This window comes from Peloplasma aerotolerans (assembly GCF_030012175.1).
In the GTDB taxonomy this organism is placed as follows: domain Bacteria; phylum Bacillota_I; class Bacilli_A; order Acholeplasmatales; family Acholeplasmataceae; genus Peloplasma; species Peloplasma aerotolerans.
Map to the genome: position 1 here is coordinate 21,023 of NZ_JASCXW010000004.1, position 22,500 is coordinate 43,522.

Here is a 22,500-nt window from a genome sequence, read left to right on the forward strand (position 1 = left end):
TATTATGTGAGAACATAATAATATACAAGAAATGAGAGGTGTAATATATTGAAAAAAGCGTTAATGCTTGCATCAGTTGCTTCAATGATTGATTTATTTAACAGAGACAATCTGGACATACTCACTAGTTTAGGATTTCATGTAGATGTAGCATGTAATTTTGATAACGGAAGCATTACTTCTCAAGAAAAAGTAGATACTTTTAAAAGAGAGTTAATAGATAGTGATTATCAAGTACATAACTTACCTATTCCAAGATCTATAACAAAATTAAAAAAAATATATCAATCTTATAAAATTGTCAATAAATTATGTCAGACGAACAACTACGAAATTGTACACTGTCATTCTCCAATAGGGGGTTTTATAGCAAGATTAGCATGCAAGAAAGCGCGTAAAAAAGGTACCAAAGTGATTTATACTGCTCATGGTTTTCATTTTTACAAAGGAGCTCCTATAAAAAACTGGATTATATATTATACCATAGAAAAAATGCTGTCAAAATTTACAGATACTATTATTACCATGAACATTGAGGATTACCAGAATGCAAAAAGATTCTCCACAAAAAATACCATTTACATACCAGGTATTGGTATTGATGTTGATTTAATCAAAAACACTGTAATAAATAAGAGCTCTAAAAGAAAACAATTAGGTCTCACTGATGAAGATTTTGTTTTTATATCAATCGGTCAGCTGTCTGTAAGAAAAAATCATGAGGTCATAATAAAGGCATTATCTTTAGTAACTAATGATAGTATTAAATTAATTATATGTGGTTTAGGCGAGTTAGAATCATATTTACAAAAACTTGTTAATGACTTAGGATTGAAAAAAAGAGTTATATTCACTGGTTACCGAAGTGATGTTTATGAATTATTACATATGAGTGATGCTTTTATATTTCCTTCTTTGCAAGAAGGGTTACCAGTTTCTTTGATGGAAGCCATGGCAGTGGGGTTACCTGTTGTGTGTTCTAGAATAAGAGGAAATATAGATTTGATTCAAGATGGAATAAATGGACTATTGATGAATCCAAAGGATATCGAAGCAACTTCAAAAAATATTAACCTTATATATAAAGATAAAATTATAAGACAAAAAATGAGTGAAAATAATATAAAAATAATAAATAATTATGATAAAAATATAATTAGATTTGAAATGCTAAAGTTATATAAACAATACAATCTATGAACAGGATGAGGAGGATATTATGGACTTAATCTCTTTCATTATTCCAATATATAATGCTGGAAAATTTTTAAGTGCATGCATTGAAAGCATTTTGCATCAAACATATGAAAATATCGAACTTATTCTAATTGATGATGGATCTACAGATAATTCACTACAAATTTGTCAAGATTATGCTGATAGAGATTCAAGAATTCGTGTAATCACAAAATCAAATTCTGGAGTATCATCAAGCAGAAACATTGGGATTAAGGCTTCACATGGTAAATATATTAGTTTTGTGGATTCTGACGATATACTTGACATCCAATTTTCAAAAGTCATGCAGCAAGAAATAACCCAATTCAAAGCTGATTGTGTGTTTTCTAATTATTATTATTTGTATAATAATAGAGCAATTGTGAAAAAACCTAGAATTGAATCCGGTGTTTACTCATTTGATGATATTAGTGGAATTATAATTGATGATAGAAAACTTTCTGGTATATTGTTTGGTAGTGTTTGGGCAGCTCTATACAAGAAGGATATAATAGATAAGTATAGAATCTTATTCCATGAAGAATTAAGAGTTAATGAGGATGGTTTATTTAATATTGAATACTGTAGTTATGCTAATTTAATAAGAGTGTGTAGTCACCTAAACTTATATTATTACAGACAAGTAAATACTTCAACCTCAAAAAAGTTTAGTAATGAGATTGCTACAAAATCAGCCACTGAGACCATAAAAAAGAAGTATCAAACAAGTAGAACTTTTTCAAACTTAAACGAGCAACTTTCGGCTAGATACGTTAGTGAAATTTTATGGCATATCCTAAAACTATGTGGTAAAACTAACATCATGAAATATAAAAATATAAAGAATGAGTTGATACATTTGCTAAATGACGAAACTCTAAGAACAAGTTTCTTATTTATTAATAAAAGAGAACTTAATATTTCAAAAAAAATATATTTGAATTTAATGTTGAAAAAAAAGTACAGGTTGCTATTCATAGTCACACGATACATATATCCAGTTCTATCAAAAATTCTACCTAGATAATAGAGGTTATTATGAAAATTCTATATGTAGTTTCTCGACCACTTGAAATAAATAGTTCAGCTTCCATCAGAAATTTAGCTACTATTATAGGGCTTACAGAATTAGGTCATGAAGTAAAACTAATTACCACTTTACCAGATGTAAATCATCCAAATTACAATATTATAGACATACCAAGCAATCTTGAAGTGAAATATATTAAACTTAATGGAACACAAAAAATAGCTTCATTATTTAGAAGATATAAGGTTTTAAAACCCTTGAGAGATTATTTGCACAACTATATAAGTAATAGTAGTATATATGACAACTTGTTAAGTATTATTAATTTTATTGACAAAATAGAAATCAATGATGATTCATTTGATTTAGTTATCTCCTCCTCTGATCCCAAATCATCCCATTTATTTGTACACAAATTATATGAGAAAAAACTACTAGAAATTACACCATGGATTCAAATATGGGGAGATCCATTTTCGACAGATATTTCTATTAAAAATAGAAAAATCAGAAAAAAATTATATATAGAAGAGAAAAAGTTGTTAGTATATCCTTTTGAAATTATCTATCTTTCAAAGCTAACTCTTGATGACCAAATTAATTTGTTTAAGGAGTTTTCTAACAAAATGAGATATGTTCCTGCACCTTTCAAGCAAATTAGTGTTTATCCGAAAAACAGTGTTGATTATAATTTATTGAATATACTTTATTCTGGGGATTTCAATAGTACCACAAGGAATATTTTACCATTATATGAAGCTGTGAAAAAAACTATGCACAAACTAGTTATTTGTGGGAGTAGTAACATACAATTATCTGAAGTGAACAATATAAATGTGTTACCAAGATTATCGTTAGATGAAGTTAAAAAACTTGAAGAAAAGGCTGATATACTTGTTCATTTAAGTAATCTTTCTGGCAGTCAAATACCAGGAAAAATTTATCAATATATTGGAACAAACAAACCAGTTTTGTTTATTCTTGATGGTCAAGTAGATAAACTATCAGAAATTTTCTTGGAATATAATAGATTTGTTTTTTGTTTAAATTCGATTGATTCAATTTTCGAAACACTTAAAAATTTTCAAAAACTAAATTCTTTAGTATCTAATGATGTACAAGATAAATTTGCACCTGTCAATATCGCACAAGAAATTATCAAATTTGTTTAAAAACATAATCTTGAAAGGAATCTAGAAATGAGTGTAGAAATACTTCCCAGCCAAAAAATAAAAAAATATGATATTTTTGCAATACTTTTTTTAATAATAATGACTTTTCAACCCCTAGTAGAATATTTTTTTAGAGAAAACAGTCTCATTGCTATAATTACATTTAGATTGATGTTTGCACTTGCGATTTTTTCTTCATTAATAATGTATACCTTAGGTGTTAGGCCAATTATAAACAAGTATAGAATTTATTTTTTATTTGTTTTCGTTATTAACTTATCTATGACATTAATTTATATTATTTTTGATTACACTCGCGATTATTCAAATATCGGCATATATTTTGCAATGTTATCTGGTTTTTTCTTTGCAAAGGTTAATATAGAGATTATTAGAAAAACACTAAAAATAATAGCACTTACTGGAATAATATTGTTACCCTTTATATTCTTATGGTTTGATTTTGATATTTCAGTGGCTTTAAGAAGAGGATATACATGGACATTTTCTTTTTTCTTAACGGGATTTTATTGGGCTGTATTACCATTTATCGTTTTAGCGATTGTCTATAAAAAAGATAAAATTGTTGCTGTTTTATACTTGTTATCAGCCATTATACTGAATTTGATTTTCATTAAAAGAGCAATTTTTGTTGACACAGCAATTGTTTTTAGTGTTTATATTCTTATGTTAATTCTTTATACGAAAAATAGCTTTAAAAAACTTTTACAGTTTTTACTGCTTATTGCAGTATTGATGCTTGGTTTATATTTGTTACTTGGAGATTTCTTGATCGAATTAATTCATACGGTTTTCTCAAGATTTGAGCAAACCGCTGAAAACATTACTACGTTTGACAGGTTTGTTGAATCTATGAATTATTTTAAGAATGCTACCTTTTTCGAGATATTACTTGGCAAAGGGTTTTTAGGCACTCATTCGGGACAAGGGACAATATCAAATGCATTACATGTAGGTTGGAGCAATTTTATTCTAAAAGGTGGGATATTTTTGCTTTCAGTACTTGTAATTCCTATAAGTTGTGTGCCAAGACTGTTGTTGAATTACAAAAAGTTACCTTTGAAAATTCAGTTCTCAACTCTTTTAATGATTATTTATTTCATTAGGTTGTTTTATGTGAATCTTCATTCTTTTTTACCAGACTTACTTATATTTTTCTATTGTGTTTTCAACATTATGGATTATAATGCTACAAAAATCAAAGGAAAAAAAATATGAAACTAATAGTGTTATTAGATGAGAAAATTAGTAACAGTATTGTCGATGATGAAGACATAATATTGACAGATAATCAAAATATCATTAACAATAGCAATTTACTAAATGCAACTGTGAAAAGAATCGATTATACAATAAATGATCATGATGTTGAACTCTCTAATTCAATTACCAAGTTCTTTAATTTGCATATTGAAGATAATGATGAATTCAGAAACGTTTATTTTGCAAGATATTTTAGGCCAATAACTGCAATTATAACTAATGCTATTAATTTGATTGAAGAATACAAGATAACTAAACTTGTATTAGTAGGCGGCTCTAGTTATAAATACAATACCATTATTGGTGGTAATGGTGAAGGAAAGAAACAATTTTATAAAACTTCATGGAGTATAAATTTTATATTAAAATCTATAGTAGAGAAAAATTACGATATTGAAATAATATGGAAAAAAAAGAAGGATAGATTTTTCATGTTTATACATAATTATCTAAGAAACGTTTTTTGTATATATGGAGCATTTTACATAAAAATTCTTAAATGCAAAATTAGTAGAGAAGAAAGTGGTAAAAAAAAAGACGTTTATGGAGAAAACAGAATCTTTGGTGTTGCATTTCTTTCTTTGCAAGCTCAATATTTGGAAACTCTTTTTTCACATCATTCAATAAATAATTATCAAATAATATCACAAAAAAAGATTGCTGTAGTTAGAGATAAATCTGTAATAATGAATCCATTAAGTTTTCACCAAACTATAATAAATTTTCGTGAATCCAAAATACGAATTCAAAACGACTTATTCTTTAAATATAACAACATCGAATTCAAAATAGAACGTAAAACATTCACATTAAATCTTAGACTACTTAGATTTCAACATAAATATACTGTTCAACAGTTGATTAATACATTTAATAAGTTGGGAGGTACGAATAGTGATAGAATAGTGACAGATATGACTTATGGAAATAATATTATAGCTGTTAATGAGGTAGCTAAAAAAATATCTATGAATCACATTAACTTGCAATATGTTGCAATGAGTAAAATGTGCTTTCCAAAGATTGATCTTGCAGATGAATATTACTTATACTCTAAAAAAACGTATGAGTTTTTCAAAGAACTATCTAACAAATATAAATTCTATTTACCTACTCTTGCAGAACCGAAAAGTCGTTCATATGAGAAACTAATTATAGAAGTCATTATTTTTACTCAGCCAGATCAATATACAGAGAAGTATCTATTACTAGTGCGAAACTTAATTGCTTATCTAAAACAAATTAATTCAACAGTAAGGTTATCTATTAAACCACATTATAGGCAAGATAAGATTCTGGAGTTTACAAATATTATTCATAAATATAAGTATGGTGCAATTTATGATAAGAGTGTAGGTGTTAAAGATCTGATAGTAAAATCTGATGTAATTATTAGCATGACTTCATCAGTTTTATTCGAAGCTCTAATGAACGGAAAAATGGCGATCATTGCCAATTTAGATGAGGAAGTTGAATTCTATGTTCAAAATAATGATATTTGTTACCCTGAAGTAAACATACAGTGTAAGACTATACAAGAAATAGTAGATGTAATTACTAATTATAACGATAGCTATAAAATTTATAGAGAAAAATATTATAGGTATATGGATTTAATGGGTAAACACCAAAACTTAAATAAAATACTATCTCAGAACAAGGAGGTATAATTATTAATGATTAGAGAAATGATTAAAAAGTGTCCTAGATTTATTTATAATCCTATTCGCTATATTTATGATAGACTTCCCACTTACATAACTACCAGCAAAAGATACCGGAAAATATACAATGAAACAATTAAAATATTAGAAGAATCACAGAATTGGTCAGAAAGTAAGGTGAAAAAGTTCCAGTTTAATGAGTTAAAAAAAATACTGATTCATGCTTACGAAACTGTTCCATATTATATTAGGTTGTTTGATGCCATTGATTTTGATCCCTACATTTTTTCGGACATTAATCAAATGAATAAAATTCCTTTCTTGACGAAAAAAATAATTCAAAATAATCTAAATGAAATGCTGTCTGTTCAACAAAACAAAAAAGACATTTCAATAAAAAGTACTGGAGGGTCAACTGGAGAACCAATGGGTTTTTATGTAGATAGTACCTATGATTTGGCCAGAGAAAACGCTTTTATAGATACTTTATATTTAAGATTTGGTTACAATAAAAAGGAAAAAACTTTTATATTAAGAGGAAAATTATTGAATGGTATCAGTGAAAAAAAGAATAAGTATGTAACGATAAATAAGATGAAAAAGCAGATGTTTGGATCATCTTATCATCTTAATTCTAAAAATATTCAGTTTTATATTAAGGCTTTATTTGACTACAAGCCAAAAACTATTATTGCATATCCTTCTTCTTTAACACTTATAGCAAATTATCTAAATTTAGAGAAAACGAAATGTGATTTTGTAAACAAAATTATTTTGGCTTCTGAAAACGTTTATGATTATCAAAGAGATTTATTTAATAAAGTGTTCGCTAATTCCAGAACTTTTAGCTTTTATGGACATACAGAACATGCTGTTTTTGCTGGAGAATGCGAATTAAGTCATAATTACCATATTCAGGATGAGTATGGATTTACTGAATTAGTAGATGAAAATGGTCGCTGGATAACTGAAGAGTGTGCCAAGGGTGAAATTGTATCTACAAGTTTTAACAACTATACTATGCCTTTTATCAGATATAAAACAGGAGATATAGGAGTAAATACAAATGTTCAATGTGAGTGTGGAAGACCCTATCGAACTCTAAAATCTATTGAAGGCAGAATGCAAGAATATATTTATCTTAGTGATAAAACAAAAGTTTCACTAACTAGCATAATTCACTCTCAACACCTAGATGAACTTGCAAAAGTGTCTGAATATCAAATTATTCAACATTCTATTGGAGAAATTACAATTAATCTTATTCCACTGACAGAATTTACAGAAAACGATAAAAAAGGTATTGAAAGCAAGATTACAGCTGCTGTAAATGGAAAGTTAGTTGTTCATATTCATCTAACTAATGAAATTAAAAAGACTATAAGAGGAAAGCATAAATTTCTAATACAAAATATTAAAGAATGAGGTGAACTTAAAAATGGTAACAACGATGCTATCATATGGAGATACACTTTTGGAGAATGAGTTTATTGAGTCTCTACCTATTTCAAAATTATCTAGTCATTTTTTGAATTCTGATATTATCACTTTCAATCTTGAAACTGTTATCTCGGATTCCATAACTTCTAGTATTGATAAAGCATTTAATTTTAAAACATCTACAAGAAATTTAAAAGATTTCAAAAGTATACTAAGTGATAAGTTACTTGTTTGCAATATAGCAAATAATCATATTTTGGACTTTGGTGTAGAGGGTTTGAAGGACACTATTGAGAATATGATTAAATTAGATTTCTCTTTTGTTGGTTATTCTCAAAATTTAAAAGTAGAAGAGGGAATATTATTTCGTGAAGTTAATGGTATAAAATTTGCCTTTTTAGGGGCTCATAATGCAGATAATGTCACAGTTCATAAACCTGGTCTTACTTCACTGGATGAAAGTTTATGTGCAAAAGTGAATTATGCTAAACACAAAAGTGATTTTGTTATTTTACATTTACATTGGGGCGAAGAACTTAGTGTCTGTCCTAGTCCCAATCAAGTCAAATTTGCTCATATGCTTATTGAGTCGGGAGTTGATGTTATTCTGGGACATCATCCTCATATTTTGCAATCTATTGAGAACTACAAGAACGGTATTATAGCATACTCACAAGGTAATTTTCAAATGATAACATACGATTATTCGATTAAAACTAAAATAAGTATGATACTTTCGTTTGAATTTAATCAAAAAAAAGTCAGTTATAAAATTATCCCTGTTGTCATAAATAAAAGAATACCTAATTTAATCCAGGATCCCATAAACGCTAAGTTATATAGTGAATATATGATCGAGGCTGACTATTACTTTAAAAAAAATAGTTGGTTTATGTTTTATATATATACAAGTAAACAGTATCTAATAGATTCTCTACAAGCATGGAAAATTAGACTCAATAAGCGAGAAAAAAGATTAGTCCTCAAGATTTTGAGATGGCTTCTGTCAAAAAAAACAATAACTATGTTTCTTTTCTTACCATTTAACTTGGTTTTTGTAAATTCAATATCAAGAAAAATCATTAGGAAATCTAAAGAAAAGACTTTGTAGTTATCATTATTTATTGCAATAAATACTAAATTACACGTAAGGATATAGGTATTAGATAAACTTTAGGAGGATTCAGTATTGAGCAAATTAGCAATATCAAGAATACACAAATTTCTGACTAAGTATGGGGTACTTTCAGGACCTTTCCATTTAATAAAATGGTGGAAAACAAAAAGACAATTTTCTAAATATGCCATATTTTTTTCTAATCTTAACTTTCAGAATGTAAAGATAACTCAAAAAAAGATAAATTTTAATAAATTCTACACAGGTCAAATTACGGAAGAAACATCACAAATATTAAATGGTAAAAGACAGATACTGTTTTATAATGAAAATGATAATATAAAGAATGTTGATGCAAAAAATAAATGGGAATTAAATAGATTTCAGCACATATGTATTTTGGCATTAAACAATTCAAATTTTAAAGTGACTGATTATATCAATCAAGAAATACAAAGTAATATGGATGTATTAACCGGAACTAATGCAATGGAAGTGTCTATTTCACTTATAAATTTCATTACATATTTTCAAATTAGCAGCAGCGAAAACAATATAAATATCGAAATTGTTTTGAAATTCATGGTAAAAGCTATGAATTATATATTAAAGAATATTGAAATTGGAATCAAATACTCATCAAATCATTATTTTTTCAATTTATTAGGGATTTTATGGTATCTAGAGAATACTGAATATAACGAAAAATTAGCTAATCTAAAAAAGATTAGTTATAAGGAATTAGTTAAGTTTTTAGACAAGTCTATATTAGAGGATGGATCGTATTTTGAAGGATCTACATATTACCATAAATATATTAATGAGTCGCTAATGTTATTTATGGTCTTTAATAAAGACTCTAATATGTACAATTTACTTATGAAGTATTCAGAAAAATTATTTAGATTTACAAAGTATTCATCAATGAACGATCAATTGATAGGTATTGGCGACAATGATTCAGGACGGTTATTTGCCCTGCCACAATATTTCAATTATTCTAGCACAAACTTGGAATTAATATATCGTCTAGCTACTGAACTTGGAATTTCAACTGATTATTCATACTCTAGTTTTTCAAATAATCCTAAATTATTGAATAAAAACAATATGCAATCCTTCGGTTTGTTAAAACTAGAAAATGAAAAATGGAGTATTGCGATAAGAGCAAGTAATGCCACAAGTAGAACAAGTACGAAGATTGTTAACTGTCATTTTCACAATGATCAATTTTCAATTATAGCTAATTATAAAAACATACCTTTGTTTATTGAAAAGGGTACTTACTCGTATGTTTCTGATAATCAATTCAGAAAAGTAAATATGGAGACAAAGGCTCATAATTCGTTGTTTATAAAAGGGATTGAACCCAATTTGATAACTAATGACTGGAGATGTTTTGCAAGATTAGACAAAGCTGTAATAAGAGTATTTGACTCAACCAAAGCAATGCTTGAACATAACGACTATAAGGAATTTACTCATCAAAGAGAAATCGAAATTAATCATAGTTTTATTATAAAAGATAGAGTTATTTATGCAGAAAATGCTACAATAGCAGATATATACCTACAGTTTTATCTTCATCCCTCTACCACAGTAGATGTTGTAGATAAAAATGTTATTATTTTAAATTTAAACAACCTGTATAACATTAGATTCAAGTCTGCAAATAACAGTATTATCTCTTTATCAGAATCGACTGTGTCAACGGAATATGGATGTATACAGAAAACCTTATTAATTTCCGTTAAACTCAATAAAGTAGATGTTGAAAAGCATATGGATAATCTGATCTTTGTTGAAGTAATATGAGTTAATTCTCTGGAGGAATGTATGAATGTAGATTATGTGAAAAACACTAAAAGCAATAAACATATTACTCATTTAGGTATATATTTTATTGGGGCACTTTTGCTAAATGGTCTTTCTTTTCTGACAACACCTATATATACTCGTATTCTACCCATAGATGATTTTGGAGTAGTGACTATTTTTAGAACCTGGGTTATGTTCTTTTCAACCTTTATTGGGTTACAAGTTGTCGGTTCAATTGCAACTGCAAGAGTTCATAAAAGTGAAAAAGATTTTGAAGTATATATGAAGAACATTACAATGCTCTCATTATTTGGATTTCTTATATTGAGTTTAATAGTAATCTTATTCAAGTTTCAAATTGGTAAAATTCTGAATCTTGATAGTACACTTGTTTTTCATCTATTGATTCAATCATATGGTACAGCATGTGTAAACTTATTTACAGTATACACAATTCAAACTAGGAAGCCAAAACAAAATGTTATATTTTCAATCCTTTTTGCTTTTTTTAGTACTCTAATAAGCATTATGATAATTTTATCGTTATCAAACGATATGTATATGGGTAAAATATATGGTTATACAATCGCTTATACTATAATTATTATTTTTGTTCTATTTAGGTTTTTGTTAATAACTGGGAAATTTAGAATATCTGACTGGAAATATTCCTTGTTATTAGGAACCCCTTTAATCTTACATCTAATGTCAAACATTTTAATAAGTCAGTCAGATAGAATCTTTTTAGAACGCATAATAGGTCAAACCGCGGTTGCAATTTATAGTGTTTCATATACAATTGCTACAATTGGGTTAATTTTGTCTGAAATTACAAATAAGATATGGTCTCCGTGGTATTTGGATCAAACAAAAGCAGGAGAAACAAAAAAAATAAATTCAGTTTCTTTGCTTTATGTTAAGTTAATATCTATAATTTTCATATCTCTTTCTTTAGTATCAAATGAAATTCTAGTGTTGATGGCTCCAATAGAATATCAGTCAGGTATATCAAGTCTATTAATCATCGTTTTCGCTATATTTTTTCAGTTTTTATATAGATTTCCGCTTGGATTTGAGCAATATTGCAAAAATATGAAATGGGTTGCATTAAATACTTTGATAGCCACAGGGGTGAATATTTCGATTAACTTTATACTTATAAGTCGGATAGGAATACTAGGTGCTGCCATCTCAACTCTAGTGTCTTACATAATCTTATTCCTACTTCATGAATTTGTTGCAAGAAATATCATAAAAGGATATAATATAGAGTTTAGAAATTATATATTTGGCATCTTTGGAGTTGGATCAATTGCTATTCTCAGTTATATATTTATAAATTTATGGCCAGTCAGATATTTTTGTTTAGTTTTAATATGGTGTATTTCTATTTATCATTTTTTAAAGAATAAAAAAAATAGTTCTCGAGGAGGATTCATTAATGATTAATGTTATAGGATTAGGTTATATTGGTTTGCCAACAGCTTTAATTTTGTCAAAGAACGGATTGAAAGTAGTAGGAACAGATATTAGCAGTGAAGTAGTGCAAAAGTTGAATTCTGGTATCATCACTTTTGAAGAAAATGGACTACAAGAGTTATTTATTGATGCGTGTAAGAATAAAATAGTTTTTTCAACTGAATATATTAAAACTGACATATACATTATTGCTGTACCTACACCATTTTTACAATTAAGTAAAAAACTTGATTCTTCATATATAATAAAAGCAGTCCATTCTGTTCTAGACATTTGTGAGCCAGGATCAATTATTGTCATTGAATCAACAATTTCACCTGGTTCTATTGATAGATATGTGCGCCCAGAAGTAGAAAAACGAAATTATATTATCGGAAAAGATATCCATATTGTTCATGCTCCAGAAAGAATTATTCCTGGCAACATGATCTATGAGTTAGAGAATAACTCTAGAACTATTGGTGCAGATTCAATTGAAATTGCTAATAAAATTAAAACAGTGTATTCCTCATTTTGTAAAGGAGAAATTGTTGTTACCGATATTAGATCAGCTGAAATGTCAAAAGTAGTTGAAAATACATACAGAGATATCAATATTGCTTTCGCAAATGAATTGGCTAAAATTTGTAGATCAGATAATATGGATGTCTATGAAATAATTAAAATTGCAAATAAGCATCCAAGAGTTAATATTTTGCAACCCGGACCTGGTGTTGGTGGTCATTGTATTTCAGTTGATCCATGGTTCCTGGTTGGAGATTATCCTGATTTAACAAATTTGATTTTATCAGCAAGAAAAGTAAATGATTCTATGCCAAATCACGTTTTAAAGAGAATCAGCTTTATAATGAAAGAAAATAATATTAGAAATGTATCAGATGTTGGATTATATGGACTAACTTATAAGGAGAATGTCGATGACACGAGAGAAAGTCCTACTCTCCAATTGCTTAAACAAATGGAAGAACATCTTTCATTTGGTGTTAAAGTTTATGATCCATACATTAAGTCTCATTTAGTTGAAAATCAATATTTTGATTTCAATCTATTTATTAATGATATTAAGATTCTTGTTATTATGGTTGCACATAAACAAATTATAGAGAACATTAATTTATTATCAGAAATCATTATATTTGATACAAAAAATATAGTACAAAAAAAAGGTGTTTACAAATTGTAGAGAGGTGATTCTTTTGAAAAAAATTATGGTTGTATTTGGTACAAGACCTGAGGCTATAAAAATGTGTCCAGTAGTTAATGAGTTAAAAACTAGAGAGAAAATAAAAACTATTGTTTGTGTGACTGGGCAGCATAAGGAAATGCTCAAACAAGTACTAGATACGTTTAAAATAGTTCCTGATTATGATTTATCAATAATGAGACCAAAACAGTCTTTATTTGATATTACAATCTCTATTTTGGAAAAGATGAAAAAAATATTGATTGATAGTAACCCAGATTTAGTGCTTGTTCATGGTGATACTTCCACCACATTTGTAACCAGTTTAGCGTGTTTTTACTTGCAGATTCCAGTTGGACACGTTGAGGCAGGCTTAAGAACATACGATATTTATTCTCCTTATCCAGAAGAATTCAACAGGCAAGCCGTAAGTATTATTGCTAAGTATAACTTTGCCCCTACTAAAATATCATATGATAATTTGTTAACTGAGGGAAGAAGAAAAGAAACTATCTATATAACTGGTAATACCGCAATTGATGCACTTAAAACAACAATATCTAAGAACTATACACATGAATTATTGACTTGGGCAAATGGTTCAAAGTTAATTATGATTACTGCTCACCGCAGGGAGAATTTAGGGTTGCCTATGCACAATATGTTTAGAGCAATTAGAAGAATTCTTGAAGAACATCCTGAAGTTAAAGCTATTTATCCGATTCATATGAATCCTGCTGTAAGAAAGATAGCAAATGAAGAATTTTCTAATCTTAATAGAATAAAAATTATTGAACCACTAGATGTTATAGATTTTCATAATTTTTTAGCTCGATCATATTTAATTCTTACAGATAGTGGTGGAATTCAAGAAGAAGCACCAAGTTTAGGTGTACCTGTTCTAGTTATGAGGGAAACGACTGAAAGACCCGAAGGAATTAAAGCTGGAACATTAAAATTGGTTGGAACAACAGAAAGCAAAATTTACATAAATTTTAAACTGCTACTAGATGACAAAGAAGAATATACTAGAATGAGTAAGGCTTCAAACCCGTATGGAGACGGAATGGCATCGAAGAGAATAGTAGATATTTTGGAATCGAATGATTAAGTGATTTAGCATATATTTTAAAGTAAGTTTCTACATTAGTATGAAATATGAAATTATTATTGTTGATATTTTAGATTAGCTAGGATTACATTTATATATAAAATTAGATTAATGCCTTAGTGATGAATTTGCTTTCATCAAAAATCTAACATTTAAAAAATACAGTTATTTGTTCATTTTATTTATTATTAAAAATTGAATATATAGGACGTACTTATCATATAAATTCGAGAATATTATGTGTGTGCTATACTGAAAAATGATTAATCGATTTACAATAATGTATAAAAAAGGAGAAACTGCATTGGATTTTATGCGGAAATACAAAATATGAAAAAAATTTTAGTTACTGGAGCGGATGGTTTTATCGGAAGCCATTTGACTGAAGAATTAGTTAGACAAGGATATCAAGTACGAGCATTTGTTTACTATAATTCCTTTAATAATTGGGGGTGGCTAGATACCCTGTCCAAGCAGGTTTTGGATAAAATAGAAATTTTTAACGGAGATATTAGAGATCCAAATGGAGTTAGAGAAGCGATGAGAGATATTGATATTGTCTATCATCTGGCAGCACTGATAGCTATTCCTTATAGTTATCACTCTCCTGACATGTATGTAGATACAAATATTAAAGGAACATTAAATGTATTACAAGCAGCACGTGATTTTAAGACTTCGCGGGTTATAATAACTTCAACATCTGAGGTTTATGGAACAGCTCAATACGTTCCAATTGATGAAAAACATCCTTATCAAGGACAATCCCCATATTCTGCTACTAAAATAGGTGCTGACAGACTTGCAGAATCATTTTATAGAAGCTTCAACATGCCAATAACTATTGTCAGACCTTTTAATACATATGGTCCAAGACAATCTGCAAGAGCTGTAATACCAACAATTATTTCACAATTATTAGCAGGAAAAGAAGAAATAAAACTAGGATCATTAACTCCAACTAGAGATTTTAATTTTGTGAAAGACACAGTAAATGGATTTATCGAAATTGCTAATTCAGATTTAACAATTGGTCAAGAAATTAATATAGCCACTCAAAAAGAGATTTCCATTGGTGAATTAGCAAACGAATTAATAAAACAAATAAATCCTAAAGCAAAAATTGTTTGCGATAATCAAAGATTAAGACCAGAAAAAAGTGAAGTTAATAGATTATTAGGATCTAATGAAAAAATAAGAAAACTTACAACTTGGAAACCTAAATATTCACTTTCTGAAGGATTAGCAGAAACAATTGAATTTATAAGAAATAATCTTGATAAATATAAATCAGAGATTTACAACGTCTAATGCAAAGGTGAAAAATAATGACTAAAAATATACCTCTTTCTGTTCCCAATTTAAAAGGTAATGAATTAAAATATGTCTCAAATGCAGTTGAAACTGAATGGGTTTCTTCTGGAGGACCATATGTTGGACAGTTTGAAAAGAACATAGCGAAATATGTTAACTCAAAAGATGCAGTTTCATGTCAAAATGGAACTGCAGGATTACATATTGCTTTACAACTATGCAATGTGCTTAGAAACGATGAAGTGATTGTTCCTACATTGACATTTATAGCAGCAGTAAATCCAGTTAAATATATTGGTGCTGAGCCTGTTTTTATGGACTGTAACGATGATTTAAGTATTGATCCAGTCAAACTTCATGATTTTTGTCAGCATGAATGTATTTATCAAGATAATCAATTGATTAACAAAAAGACAAAAAGGCAAATTAAGGCAATAGTAGTTGTCCATGTTTTTGGTAATATGTCAGATATGGAAAAAATTATGAGAATTGCTAATTTATACAAATTAAAAGTGATAGAAGATGCTACTGAAGCTCTAGGAACTTATTATATATCTGGTGCTTATAAAGGTAGACATGCAGGAACAATTGGAGATGTTGGTGTTTATTCTTTTAATGGAAACAAAATAATAACTACTGGTGGTGGTGGGATGATTGTATCTAATGATATGAATCTGATTTCCAGAGCAAAGCATTTAACAACTCAAGCCAAAGCAGATGAATTATATTATATTCATGATGAAATTGGATTTAACTATAGAATGACAAACCTTCAAGCTGCCCTTGGTATTGCTCAATTAGAACAACTTGAAGCTTTTATAAAAATAAAAAAAGAGAATTATGAATTGTATAAAATAGAAATCAGTAAAATATCAGGCTTGAATATATTAGATTTCAATAAGAATACTCGACCAAACTATTGGTTTTATGCTTTATATGTGGAACCTAATTACAGCTTCAATAGAGATGACTTAATTAAACATTTAAGTTCAAAAGGCATACAAACTAGACCTATTTGGGGGTTGATTAATGATCAAAAACCATATCTTAATAATCAATCATATAAAATTCAGAAGGCAAAACAGTATTTAAATAATGTAGTTAATATACCTTGTAGTTCAAATTTAACTAAAGAGGATGTAGAATACGTTCTAAGTTACTTAAAGTAGTCGATTTTAAGGGAGGTTGGTGTTTGCATGGATGTAATAGAGTTTTTAATTGATGAAAATTCAACAATGCTTGAAGCAATGAAACAATTGGATAAAATTGCTAAAAAGGTGCTTTTTGTCGTGAAAAATGATTGTCTCGTAGGAGCGATAACAGACGGTGATATTAGAAGATGGATTTTAAGAAAAGGTAATTTAAAGGCGAAAGTCAAAGATATTGCGAACTACAATCCAAAATATCTTTTAGAAAATGAGAAATCACATGCAAAAAATTATATGAAGAAAAACTCCATTGAAGCTCTTCCTATAGTAAATAAAGAGCATTCTATTACTTCTATTGTGTTTTGGGATGATTCTAAAATTGAAAAAAAGGGTTCTCTTGATATCCCTATAATAATTATGGCTGGTGGTCTAGGAACAAGGCTTTATCCTTACACCAAAATATTACCTAAACCATTGATTCCAATTGGTGAAATCCCTATTGTGGAACATATAATGAATAGATTCCATCTATATGGCAGCACTCAGTTTTATTTGGTTGTAAATCATAAAAAAAATATGATAAAAGCATATTTTAGTGAAATTGAAAGAACTTATAATGTAAGTTACATTGATGAAAATAAACCATTAGGTACAGGTGGTGGATTAAGTCTTTTGAAAGGAAAAATAAAATCTACATTCATTTTATCAAACTGTGATATTTTAATTGAAGAAGATTATGGAAAAATATATGATTATCACAAAAAAGAAAAAAACCTTATAACAATGATTTGTTCTTTAAAAAACATTCAAATTCCATATGGTGTAATAGAAATAGGTGAGAATGGTGAAATTGAAAGCATGAAAGAAAAGCCTGAATTATCCTTTTTCACAAATACCGGAATGTATATAGTGGAACCTAAAGTGATAGAAGAACTAAAGGATGACATGTCTATTGGGTTTCCCGACATAATTGAATTATATAAGTCACAAGGAGAGAAAGTTGGAATCTATCCTATAAGTGAAAACAGTTGGTTAGATATGGGCCAATTGGATGAGATGGAAGAAATGAGAAGAAGGTTAGAATAAAATGAATAAACGAATTCTTCTAGTTGGTGGTGGTGGCCACTGCAAATCAGTATTAGATACGTTAGTAAAACTAAATATATATACTGAAATAAAAATTATTGATAAAAAAGAAAATATTGGAAATTCTGTCATGGGTTTCTCTATTATAGGGGAGGATAAAGACCTACCTGACTTATTTCAAAAGGGATACAATTATGCATTTATCACAGTAGGAAGTGTAGGTGACACGTCCATACGTATCAAACTGTTTAACATGTTAAAAACTATAGGATATCAAATTCCAACTATAGTTGATCCATCTTCGAAAGTTAGTAAATATTCACGAATCGAAGAAGGTGTTTTTATAGGAAAACTAAGTATTGTGAACGCAGATGCTATTATTCAAGAATGTGCTATCATAAATTCTGGATCTATTGTTGAACACGATTGCCAAATCGGATCATTTGCACATATATCTCCAGGTGCAGTATTGGGCGGTGAAGTTATTATAGGAAATAACACACATGTGGGACTAAATGCAACAATCATGCAACAAATTAAAATAGGATCTAATTCAATCATAGGAATGGGGAGCATAGTCAATAATAATATAAATAATAATAAGTTAGCGTATGGAACCCCATGTAAAGAGGTGAAAAATATATGAGTGTATTTATAATTGCAGAAGCTGGAGTAAATCATAATGGCAGTATTGAACTTGCTAAGAAATTAGTGGATGCTGCAAAAGCTGCTGGCGCAGATTGTGTAAAATTTCAAACATACATTTCAGAAAATATCGTATCAAAAAATGCGTTGAAGGCAGAATATCAAAAAACAAATTTGTTTTTTGATGAAACCCAACATGATATGCTAAAAAAACTTGAACTTCCATACAAAGATTTTTTGGAACTCAAAAATTATTGTAAAATTAAACAGATTGAGTTTATGTCAACTGCATTTGACTTAGATAGTATTGATTTTTTACAAAGTATTGGTATGAACAGATGGAAGATTCCATCCGGTGACATAACTAATCTACCGTATTTAATTAAAATTGCAGAAATAGGTAAACCAGTAATAATTTCTACTGGAATGAGTACAATGAATGATATAGAGAACGCTGTAAAAGTTTTAAAAGATAATGGAACTAAAAATCTTATTGTGCTTCATTGTACAACTGAGTATCCAACACCATTTGAAGATGTAAACTTAATAGCTATGCTTACAATAAAAGATGTGTTTGAAGTTGAAGTTGGTTATTCAGACCACACAAAAGGGATCGAGGTTCCTATCGCTGCTGTAGCTCTTGGAGCTAAGGTTATAGAAAAACATTTTACTTTAGACAGAAATATGGAGGGTCCAGATCATAAAGCCAGTTTAGAGCCTAATGAACTTAAATCTATGATAGAAGCAATAAGAAATATTGAGTTGTCTTTAGGTGATGGGAAAAAGTTACCAGCTGAGTCTGAGAAAAAAAATATGAGTGTTGCTCGAAAAAGTATTATTGCAAAGAAAAGCATAAAAAAAGGCGAATTTTTCAATGAACAAAATCTTACTGTCAAGAGACCTGGTGATGGTATTAGCCCAATGAAATGGTTTGAAGTTATTGGTAAGATAGCACCTAGAGATTTTGATGAAGATGAGTTGATTGAATTATGAGAAATATTATAAGTATACTAACTGCCACAAGAGCAGAATATGGTTTGTTAAAACCAATTATCTTAAAATTATCAAAAATTGAAGAATTCGATATTAGAATTGTTGTAACTGGAGCACATCTCTCAACTGAGTTCGGATTAACATATAATGAAATCATAAATGACGGATTTATTATAGATAGAAAAATTGAAATTCTGTTAAGTTCTGATACTCCAAATGCTATTTCGAAATCAATGGGACTCGCAATGATTAGTTTCGCAGATTATTTTGAGATATTAAAACCGGATTTATTAATTGTTCTTGGTGACCGTTATGAAACACTTGCAGTAGCAATGGCAGCAATGAATCAAAGAATACCTATTGCTCATTTGTATGGAGGTGAAACAACAGAAGGTGCAGTGGATGAATCTATTCGCCATGCATTGACAAAACTTAGTTATCTGCACTTTACAAGTACCGATGAATATCGACGAAGAGTTATTCAACTAGGAGAACATCCTAGTAGGGTTTTTACTGTAGGTGCAATAGGTATCGAAAATTTACTAAATGAAAATTTACTATCAAGAGAAGAGCTACAAAACGAGTTAAAAGTTGATTTATCAAGAGATTATTGTATGGTAACATTTCATCCAGTAACACTTGAAAATAACACTTCTATGGAGCAAAGTAAGACTCTTTTGGAAGTTTGCAGAAAATATAAAGATTTCAACTTTATTTTCACAAAGAGTAATGCTGATACTGGTGGTCGCATTATTAATCAGCTAATTGATATTTATACTAAAAATTATGATAATATTATATCGTTTTCATCATTAGGTGTTACAAAATATTTGAGTATGGTTAAATATGCGTTGATAGTTATAGGAAATTCCTCTAGTGGTTTAATTGAGGCTCCAAGTTTTGGTGTGCCTACTATTAACATTGGAGAGCGTCAAAGAGGAAGAATACAAGCATCAAGTGTAATTAACTGTAGCCCAACTAGTGAAGATATAAAATATTCGATAGACTTAGCGATGTCAAAATCCTTTATTGATGAAGCTAAAAAGACAATAAATCCTTATGGCGATGGAAACACTTCAGATAAGATTATTGATATACTTAAGGATTTTGTGTTGAATAAAAAAATAGATGTTATGAAAACATTTTATGATTTAGAGGCTGAATAGATGAAGAATTTAGCAATCATCCCTGCAAGATCAGGTTCTAAAGGGCTTAAAGATAAAAATATAAGACTATTAAATCATAAACCACTAATAGCTTATTCAATTGAGTCAGCAAAAAAATCAAATATTTTTGATGAAATCATGTTATCAACTGACTCGAAAGTATATGCTAAGATTGGAGAAAAATATGGTGCAAAAGTACCTTTTCTTAGAAGTAGCGAGTTATCTGGTGATGAGGCTTCTTCGTGGGATGTTGTTAAAGATGTCCTTAGCAACTATCGCAAATTAGGTCTATTTTTTGATACCGTAACTTTGTTACAACCAACATCACCTCTACGAACTTCCGAAGACATTCTCGAAGGTTTTAAGGTTTTCAATGAAAAAAAAGCTAATTTGGTAGTTTCTGTTTGCGAATCAGACCATTCACCTCTCTTATCAAATACTTTATCTAGCGATCACTCTATGGTGAATTTTTTAAAGCCAACATTAACATCAGTTCGGAGACAAGATTTTCCTACTTACTTTCGGATTAATGGGGCAATCTATATTGTTAGTGTTGATCACCTAATGGAATCTTCAAATATCTTTTCAATTAATAGTTTTGCTTTAATAATGAATAAGGAACATTCTATCGATATTGATGATCAAGCGGACTTTAATTATGCAGAATTTCTTATTAAATCTCGAGATAAACTAGGTTCAAAATGATGAATTTCATAGTAACCGTCAGTTAAAACTAAAGGGTCAGGACAATCCGGAATGTGGAAACATCTTGACATATCGAAAATACTATGATTTGGTCTTTATCAAGACAAAAAACGAGTGTAATCTATCAAGAAAAAAATCTTTGGTTTTTGATCAACTTGATGTAACAGTTGCAAAGATATCGACAGTTCTAAGTGCAGATTTTCATAGTAACAGACAGTTCTTGAACATCCCTTAGGACAATCCGGTTTGTGGAAACATCTTGACATATCGAGAATACTATGATTTGGTCTTTATCAAGACAAAAAACGAGTGTAATCTTTCAAGAAAAAAATCTTCGGTTTTTGATCTACTTGATGTAACAGTTGCAAAGATATCGACAGTTCTAAGTGTAGATTTTCATAGAAACAGACAGTTGTTGAATACCCCTCAAGGCAACGCGGAATGTGGAAACATCTTGACATATCAACAACTGTATGATTTGGTCTCTATCAAGACAAAAAGCGACTATCATTTTCCAAGAAAAAAATCTCCGCTTTTTGATTTACTTGATGTAACAGTAGCAAAGATATCGACAGTTCTAAGTGCAGATTTTCATAGAAACAGACAACTCTTGAACATTCCTGAAAGCATAGACTCTAGGAGACTTAACCTCTTCAAGTAAAGACAGAGTTTTTGCTTTTAATAAAGATGATAAATGATATTTTAACTCGCGAATGAATCACAAATTTGAAATATCATAGTGTGAGGTCAAGAAGCAAAAGACTGAGTTCTAAGTGAAGAGCTTAGCAAAATAGACAGTTATTTAAGAAATAATGGTTAGAAGAATTTATTTAGATTGAGAGCTTGGTTTCAAGTGATATATTTTTGTGTTTTAATGTTTAAAAATGCTGAAATTATAGCTTTATAAGAGATATAGATTAAATGGAG

20 protein-coding genes are annotated in these 22,500 nt (G+C 29.0%); all 20 read left to right on the top strand.

All coding sequences use genetic code 11. The features are described 5' to 3' along the window. Window positions 1-48 precede the first annotated feature (48 nt). The 20 genes from QJ521_RS02265 (at window position 49) to QJ521_RS02360 (ending at window position 22,234) form a co-directional block, all read left to right on the top strand. On the top strand, window positions 49-1,200 hold the full coding sequence (locus tag QJ521_RS02265; RefSeq protein WP_282838792.1) for a glycosyltransferase family 4 protein: 1,152 nt from the start codon (window positions 49-51) through the stop codon (window positions 1,198-1,200). A 19-nt stretch (window positions 1,201-1,219) separates the two neighbouring features. Beyond that, on the top strand, window positions 1,220-2,245 hold the full coding sequence (locus QJ521_RS02270; protein WP_282838793.1) for a glycosyltransferase family 2 protein: 1,026 nt from the start codon (window positions 1,220-1,222) through the stop codon (window positions 2,243-2,245). Window positions 2,246-2,256: 11 nt separating this feature from the next. Beyond that, the gene (locus QJ521_RS02275) at window positions 2,257-3,420 is read left to right on the top strand and encodes a glycosyltransferase family protein (RefSeq protein ID WP_282838794.1); all 1,164 of its coding nucleotides are present in this window, start codon (window positions 2,257-2,259) and stop codon (window positions 3,418-3,420) included. Between the two features lie 27 nt (window positions 3,421-3,447). Continuing rightward, a complete protein-coding gene (locus QJ521_RS02280; RefSeq protein WP_282838795.1) occupies window positions 3,448-4,659 on the top strand; it encodes a hypothetical protein in 1,212 nt (403 codons plus the stop codon). Then, on the top strand, window positions 4,656-6,374 hold the full coding sequence (locus tag QJ521_RS02285) for a hypothetical protein (RefSeq protein WP_282838796.1): 1,719 nt from the start codon (window positions 4,656-4,658) through the stop codon (window positions 6,372-6,374). Before QJ521_RS02280 ends, QJ521_RS02285 begins: the two co-directional genes overlap by 4 nt. Before the next feature lie 6 nt (window positions 6,375-6,380). After that, window positions 6,381-7,793, top strand: a complete 1,413-nt coding sequence (locus QJ521_RS02290) for a phenylacetate--CoA ligase family protein (RefSeq protein ID WP_282838797.1) — start codon at window positions 6,381-6,383, stop codon at window positions 7,791-7,793. Between the two features lie 13 nt (window positions 7,794-7,806). Continuing rightward, complete coding sequence (locus QJ521_RS02295; RefSeq protein WP_282838798.1) at window positions 7,807-8,919, top strand: CapA family protein; 1,113 nt, start codon at window positions 7,807-7,809, stop codon at window positions 8,917-8,919. A 78-nt stretch (window positions 8,920-8,997) separates the two neighbouring features. Beyond that, the gene (locus QJ521_RS02300; RefSeq protein ID WP_282838799.1) at window positions 8,998-10,740 is read left to right on the top strand and encodes a heparinase II/III domain-containing protein; all 1,743 of its coding nucleotides are present in this window, start codon (window positions 8,998-9,000) and stop codon (window positions 10,738-10,740) included. A gap of 21 nt (window positions 10,741-10,761) precedes the next feature. Further along, on the top strand, window positions 10,762-12,192 hold the full coding sequence (locus QJ521_RS02305) for a lipopolysaccharide biosynthesis protein (RefSeq protein ID WP_282838800.1): 1,431 nt from the start codon (window positions 10,762-10,764) through the stop codon (window positions 12,190-12,192). Further along, window positions 12,185-13,405, top strand: a complete 1,221-nt coding sequence (locus QJ521_RS02310; RefSeq protein WP_282838801.1) for a nucleotide sugar dehydrogenase — start codon at window positions 12,185-12,187, stop codon at window positions 13,403-13,405. Before QJ521_RS02305 ends, QJ521_RS02310 begins: the two co-directional genes overlap by 8 nt. Window positions 13,406-13,418: 13 nt before the next feature. After that, on the top strand, window positions 13,419-14,516 hold the full coding sequence (wecB, locus tag QJ521_RS02315) for a non-hydrolyzing UDP-N-acetylglucosamine 2-epimerase (protein WP_347568071.1): 1,098 nt from the start codon (window positions 13,419-13,421) through the stop codon (window positions 14,514-14,516). A 330-nt stretch (window positions 14,517-14,846) separates the two neighbouring features. Continuing rightward, the gene (locus tag QJ521_RS02320; RefSeq protein ID WP_282838803.1) at window positions 14,847-15,827 is read left to right on the top strand and encodes an NAD-dependent 4,6-dehydratase LegB; all 981 of its coding nucleotides are present in this window, start codon (window positions 14,847-14,849) and stop codon (window positions 15,825-15,827) included. Between the two features lie 17 nt (window positions 15,828-15,844). Further along, complete coding sequence (locus tag QJ521_RS02325) at window positions 15,845-16,999, top strand: LegC family aminotransferase (RefSeq protein ID WP_282838804.1); 1,155 nt, start codon at window positions 15,845-15,847, stop codon at window positions 16,997-16,999. A gap of 27 nt (window positions 17,000-17,026) precedes the next feature. Further along, on the top strand, window positions 17,027-18,064 hold the full coding sequence (locus QJ521_RS02330) for a sugar phosphate nucleotidyltransferase (RefSeq protein WP_282838805.1): 1,038 nt from the start codon (window positions 17,027-17,029) through the stop codon (window positions 18,062-18,064). 1 nt (window position 18,065) lies between these two features. After that, window positions 18,066-18,710 (top strand): acetyltransferase, encoded by a 645-nt coding sequence (locus QJ521_RS02335; protein ID WP_282838806.1) that lies wholly within the window; start codon window positions 18,066-18,068, stop codon window positions 18,708-18,710. Further along, window positions 18,707-19,702, top strand: a complete 996-nt coding sequence (gene neuB / locus QJ521_RS02340) for an N-acetylneuraminate synthase (RefSeq protein WP_282838807.1) — start codon at window positions 18,707-18,709, stop codon at window positions 19,700-19,702. Before QJ521_RS02335 ends, neuB begins: the two co-directional genes overlap by 4 nt. Continuing rightward, on the top strand, window positions 19,699-20,868 hold the full coding sequence (gene neuC, locus QJ521_RS02345) for a UDP-N-acetylglucosamine 2-epimerase (RefSeq protein WP_282838808.1): 1,170 nt from the start codon (window positions 19,699-19,701) through the stop codon (window positions 20,866-20,868). Before neuB ends, neuC begins: the two co-directional genes overlap by 4 nt. Next, window positions 20,869-21,573 (top strand): acylneuraminate cytidylyltransferase family protein, encoded by a 705-nt coding sequence (locus QJ521_RS02350; protein ID WP_282838809.1) that lies wholly within the window; start codon window positions 20,869-20,871, stop codon window positions 21,571-21,573. Between the two features lie 64 nt (window positions 21,574-21,637). Next, on the top strand, window positions 21,638-21,808 hold the full coding sequence (locus tag QJ521_RS02355) for a hypothetical protein (protein WP_282838810.1): 171 nt from the start codon (window positions 21,638-21,640) through the stop codon (window positions 21,806-21,808). A gap of 24 nt (window positions 21,809-21,832) precedes the next feature. Next, on the top strand, window positions 21,833-22,234 hold the full coding sequence (locus QJ521_RS02360) for a hypothetical protein (protein ID WP_282838811.1): 402 nt from the start codon (window positions 21,833-21,835) through the stop codon (window positions 22,232-22,234). The last annotated feature ends 266 nt before the right edge of the window (window positions 22,235-22,500 follow it).